We start from the raw sequence: 5,916 nt of genomic DNA on the forward strand, positions 1-5,916 counted from the left end.
TATGGGATATTTATTAGCCACTACGTGAATAACTCCATGTAGAGATTACTAATATCAAAAATTTTCCTTCACTCAAAAGGATTTTTTGTCATGCTCAAAATTCGTTACTTCATCTTCAAATTACAAAGTATTTTATTATTCTGCGCCCTTCGGGCAAAACATTTTTAAGCTTAACTTTTTCATATTTCACTTTACACTATCTTTATCGGGGTATGTTTTGGGAAAATTAAAAGCCCTGAAATGTTTCAGGGCTCAAAAAACACAAAACAAAAATTTCTCCTCTCCCATCCAGACTCTAACTGTCGGCTTCGGAATCACACCGAATCTGCCTTACGGCTCGCGGGCTATAACCGCCGGTAGGGATTTTCACCCTGCCCCGAAGATATATTTAAATATAATTAATTTTTCATCTATATTATATATCATATTTCATGATTTTTCAATATATTCTGCTATATTTACACAATTGTTTATTTATATTCTTAAATATACAACTTTAAATCATATTATTCTTCTATTCCACTTATTATAATCTCCCTAACCTCTTCAGCTAAGGTTGTCTTTTTTTCCTTGTCCAATTCTTTAATATCTATACCTTTATGTATAGTAATAGTTACATCAGCTGGAATAAGTCCCTTTCCTCCATTACCTTCCCAAGCTTTATATGTACCATCTATTGTAACAGGCACCACCATAACTTCTGCTTTAGTAGCCAATTTCATACTTCCCTTTTTAAACTCTCCCACAAGGCTGCTCTTACTCCTAGTTCCTTCTGGAAAAATAACCATGTTATGTCCACTTTTTAATAGTCCTGCTCCTTCTTGAATAGATTTTAAAGACTCCCTCACATTCTGTCTGTCCATAAATACACAATGTATTGCCTTCATCCATGTAGATATAACTGGTACCTTTATTAGCTCCTTTTTTGCTATAAATCCCATAGGTCTATTAATTCCTGCAATTATACAAGGTATATCTAAATTTCCTTGATGGTTGGATACAAATAGACAGGTTCCTTCTGGTATATTTTCTTTTCCCTTTACCTGAAGCTTTACCCCTACCAAATTCACTGAAAATTTTGCCCAGTTATAAACAGATTTATTTAAATACTCCTGATACTTGTCCTCAGATGAAAATTTCTTTAAAAAATTCAGTTTTATTGTTTTAAAAATTGCCCCTATCATATAAAATATAAACACTGTTATTTTAAAATATGTTTTCATTGGTCATACCTTCCTTTTACTTTTTTAGCTAATTATATTATACTAATGCTTATTTCTCTTTTCAACCGTATAGTATAAACACCGAATTTTAATTTAACTGCTATCTTTCTAAATTCAAACCATAAACAGAGCTCTAACCTTCAGATGGAGTTTTTACCCCAACTGAAGCTTAGAGATCGTTATCCAGGGACGTAGCTGCCGTTATCTCGCACTTTGTTAAAAGTGGGAGTGTTACGGCAGGTAGTCATCGGATAAAATTTAAAATTTAGTTTCAAATTGCTTTTATTAAACTTATGTTATATATATAATATAGATATGCATTTAATATTTAAACTGGAGGTATTTTATGAAAGTATTCAAAAAACATATTTATTTATTTTTATCAATGGTGATTTCTACGTTTTTATTAGTTGGATGTGCTAGTTCTAATAATATAAATCCATCTAATAAAAATACTGCTACTAATGATACTGTAAAAACTACAAGGGGGAAATCCGAAAAATCACCAAATAATATTCTTGTACACTATATAAACGTGGGACAAGGCGATAGTATACTAGTTCAAGTAAACAATAAAAACATGCTAATAGATGCTGGTCCTAGAGACAGTAAAGATAAACTAATTTCATATTTAAAGAAAGTAAATATAAAGAAATTGGACTATTTTATAGTAACCCATCCCCATGAAGATCATATAGGTGGTGCCAGTTATATTATAAATTCCTTTGATGTAGTAAATTTCTATGCACCTAAAAAAACTCATACTACTAAAACTTATAGAGACATGATTAATGCACTAAAATCTAAAAATTTAAAAATACATGTAGCTAAAGAAGGTGTTTCTTTAGACTTAGGTAAAGATGCAATCTGCGAAATGTTATCACCAAATAGAAATGATTATGATGAATTAAATAATTATTCACCTATAATTAAGCTAAAATATAAAGATAATAAATTTTTATTTACAGGAGATGCTGAAGCTTTAGTGGAAAAGGATGTATTATCTAAAAAATATGATGTATCTGCTGAGGTTTTAAAACTAGGCCATCATGGCAGTGTTTCCTCTACTTCAGAAGTATTTTTAAAAAATGTAAACCCTAAAATAGCTATAGCTACTTGTGGAAAAGATAATAAATATGGTCATCCTCATAGGGAAACCATATCTAAATTAAAAAAGATCAATTGTAAATTATATAGATCTGATTTAGATGGAAATATACTCGTATCTGGTGATGGTAAAAATATAAAAGTAACCACAAAAAACTAAGATATATTTTTATGGCAAAGCATTGAAAACCCTATAACTCAATAACACTATACTTATAATTAAACTAATATATACAATAAAAAATTATACACCAGAACATCCATATTTGTTTACACAAACCTTGGACATACTGGTGTATTTTTATATGCCTTAATTCACATTACTTACTATTCTTTCCAAACATCTTGCAAATTAATTAAATTCAATGGTGTGACCTTTAATCCTTTTACTTTTTTATTAAAGGCATAATTTGTGCATATGCTGCTTAAGAAAATGTATGGGGCATCTTCTACTATTGCCTCTTCCATTTTTTCTAACATATCTCTGTATTTATAAGGATTATTTATTTTTTTAATTTCATTTATCATTTCCATTGCTTTTGGATTATCATATCTACTTCTATTGGCAGGGTTTTCTAAATCCATTAATGGCTCCATAAAATTATCTGCAGTACCTGAATCACCCATCCACCCATAGACAATCATATCGCAACTATCAACATTTTCTTTACTATAATATTCAGCTGATTTTACTTCTTTTACAGTTAATTCTATTCCTATATCTCTTAAGTTTTCTTTTAAAATCTTAGCTATAGAGGAATGTATATATTTATTACCTCCATCAGTAGATATTAGTAAGGATAACTTTCCATTTCTGATACCACTTTCAGCCATAAATTCTTTAGCTTTTTGTAAATTTCTTTTATACCCTATGGTTTTCTTTCCATTTAATATTATAGGAGGTATCAATCCGCTATTCTCTATTTCTAATCCACCCATAGCTTCTTCTATGATTCTTTCTCGGTCAACAGAATAATTAATAGCTTGTCTAATTTTTTTATTATTTAATAGTGAATTGTTTCTTTGAAAATTAAAAGTTATAAATCTAGAACCTAAACATACTTGTTTATTTATAACAAATCCTTCATCTTTTATTATTTTTATATTTTCTGGAGAAATCCTTACATAATCCAAATTACCCTCTAAAAATGCTTTAGTATCATCTTCTAGATTGTACATTATATTTATTTGGTCTATCATAGCTTCTCCTAAACCATATTGCTCAAATTTGTCTAATACTAATATTTCTTCTTCCTTTTTATATTCTCTAAATTTAAAAGGTCCTGCTCCAACAGGTTTTGCATCTATATTAGATATCTCTTCTCTAGGTAGTATTACACATGAACCATGAGCTAAATTATTTACAAAAGAGCTATATGGATGTTCTAATACAATTTTTAAGTTATAATCTCCACTAACAATTATACCATTAACTTCTGAAATCCTTCCTTCATAAAACTCCTTTGAACCCCTAATTATACTCAATAGCCATCTATTTGGCGAATTTTCTGCTCTACTTAATAATCTTTCAAAAGAAAATTTTACATCTCTAGCGGTTATATCTCTGCCATTATGGAATTTCAATCCCCTTCTCAATTGAAAACCCCAAGTTACATTATCCTCTTCTAAATGCCAGCTTTTAGCTAATGCTCCTATTACATCTGTCCCAGTACCAAATTGAACTAAACCAATATTTATTAAAGATAATACACCTATTGTATTCATATCCGTAGCTTTTAATGGATCAAATGATTGTACCTTATCGAAACAAATATTAAAATTCACATTATCTTTATGTACATTATCTTTATGCATATTATCGCTGCTTATAGATAGTTCTTTTAAATTAGTAATAGTTTCTTTTAGAACACTTAATGCTGCTCTCTGCCTTTCAACATTAACAGATATACCTTCATTATAAGTCTTTACTTTTTCGCTTCCTTCTACCATTTCACTTATAACTGAAATCATATATTGATTTTTTTCCGTTTGCTCTCTAACTGCAATTGCTATTTGCTCTGAAATAACTTTTGTTCTATCTACAGATTCTAATAGCTCATCTATAGATTTCTTACTTTCCCCAGCAATATTAGTACTCTGTGAGACCTTTTCCGCTCCATCCTTTATAATTTCTAATGTCTTATCTGTAACCGTAGTAATTTCTTCTATTATTTTATCTATTTCGTCTGCAGATATAGAACTGTTTTCAGCCAATTTCTTAACTTCTCCAGCTACTACAACAAATCCTTTTCCAGCTTCTCCTGCCCTAGCAGCTTCTATATTAGCATTTAAGGATAATAAATGAGTTGTCTTAGCTATACCTTTTATAGTATCTACTATACCTTTTATTTTACTATATTTTTCAGATAACTTAAGCAGTGCCTCTTCCATATTAAAAACAGTATTTTTTATTATATTTATACTTTTTATTAAATTATCTACTGATTCTTGACCTAAGTCAGCTTTATCCATCATATTTGCAATTACATTCAAAGTTTCCTGTACACTAGCATTTACTTCTTCTGAAAAAGCCCCCACTTCTGAGGATACATCCACTGTTTTAGCTATATTGTTAGAATTTATATCTAATTGATTATTTATTCCCTCTACCGATTTAATTAATTGCTCAGTAATATCTAAAGTACCTTCAGATTGTATAAAAACCTTTTCACTAAGTATACTTTGATATTTTTCTTTAATATTCATTTTATATATTTTTTCCAAAATTTCATTATTATCAATTTCATCTTTTTCAATAACTTCTACCTTTTGATGTTTTTTCTTATTGAATAACATTTGTTTTCCTGTTACAAAAACTAATAAAATTCTATATGGAATATGTTAAACTCCTTTTTTATAAGAATTATTAATGTTTTTGCCACAGTTCACCTCCCCCCTAAATCAATTGAATAATACAAATACATATTTAATATATCATATTTTATTGTAAAATTGTTAAAATAAAATTAAAAAGTACATAGTTTGGAAACAATTTATTTTCAAAAAATAAAAAAAGAGGCTTATGCCTCTTTATATGGCTCCGCGAAAAGGATTCGAACCTTCAACCTATCGGTTAACAGCCGAGTGCTCCACCGTTGAGCTATCGCGGAATATTCAACCTGGCGACGACCTACTCTCCCACAGGGCTTCCCCTGCAGTACCATCGGCGCTTTGAAGCTTAACCGTCCTGTTCGGAATGGGAAGGGGTGTTACCTTCAAGCCATAATCACCAGATAAATTCAGTGGGCTAGTGGGCTAGCGTCTAGAGGGCTAGTATTTAGCTGCTGCGCAGCGTATCTAGTTACTAGAGTTTAACGGACTAGCTTACTAAAAAAAGAACTTATTGTTCTTTCAAAATTGCACAGTGTGGAAAATCTTTTAATTGTCAATTGTCAATTGTCAACTGTCAATTATCTTTTGATCAAGCCCTCGACTTATTAGTATCGGTCAGCTGAACATGTTACCATGCTTACACCTCCGACCTATCAACCTGGTAGTCTTCCAGGAGTCTTACTAGCTTACGCTATGGGAAATCTAATCTTGAGGTGGACTTCACGCTTAGATGCTTTCAGCGTTTATTCCTTCC

At 30.4% G+C, this 5,916-nt stretch carries 3 protein-coding genes, 1 tRNA gene, 2 rRNA genes and 1 riboswitch; of the genes, 1 reads left to right on the forward strand and 5 read right to left on the reverse strand.

What is annotated here, in order from left to right:
* Positions 1-272 precede the first annotated feature (272 nt).
* Positions 273-388, reverse strand: a riboswitch (FMN riboswitch).
* 118 nt (positions 389-506) lie between these two features.
* Positions 507-1,223, reverse strand: a complete 717-nt coding sequence (locus tag FGK85_RS14280; RefSeq protein WP_138207742.1) for a lysophospholipid acyltransferase family protein — start codon at positions 1,221-1,223, stop codon at positions 507-509.
* Between the two features lie 346 nt (positions 1,224-1,569).
* Between FGK85_RS14280 and FGK85_RS14285 the strand changes: the two genes are divergently transcribed.
* Positions 1,570-2,490, forward strand: a complete 921-nt coding sequence (locus FGK85_RS14285; protein ID WP_138207744.1) for a ComEC/Rec2 family competence protein — start codon at positions 1,570-1,572, stop codon at positions 2,488-2,490.
* A gap of 167 nt (positions 2,491-2,657) precedes the next feature.
* Here FGK85_RS14285 and FGK85_RS14290 read toward each other — a convergent pair whose 3' ends face one another.
* The 4 genes from FGK85_RS14290 to FGK85_RS14305 all read right to left on the reverse strand — a co-directional run.
* Entirely contained in the window at positions 2,658-5,126 is a 2,469-nt protein-coding gene (locus tag FGK85_RS14290; RefSeq protein WP_138207746.1) for an ABC transporter substrate-binding protein, read from the reverse strand.
* Between the two features lie 239 nt (positions 5,127-5,365).
* A tRNA-Asn gene (locus tag FGK85_RS14295) sits at positions 5,366-5,440 on the reverse strand.
* A 7-nt stretch (positions 5,441-5,447) separates the two neighbouring features.
* Positions 5,448-5,564: ribosomal RNA gene (gene rrf, locus FGK85_RS14300) — 5S ribosomal RNA — on the reverse strand.
* Positions 5,565-5,747: 183 nt separating this feature from the next.
* Positions 5,748-5,916 (reverse strand): 23S ribosomal RNA (locus FGK85_RS14305); the annotation flags it as partial.

It is taken from the genome of Haloimpatiens lingqiaonensis, assembly GCF_901447495.1.
Lineage (GTDB): Bacteria > Bacillota > Clostridia > Clostridiales > Clostridiaceae > Haloimpatiens > Haloimpatiens lingqiaonensis.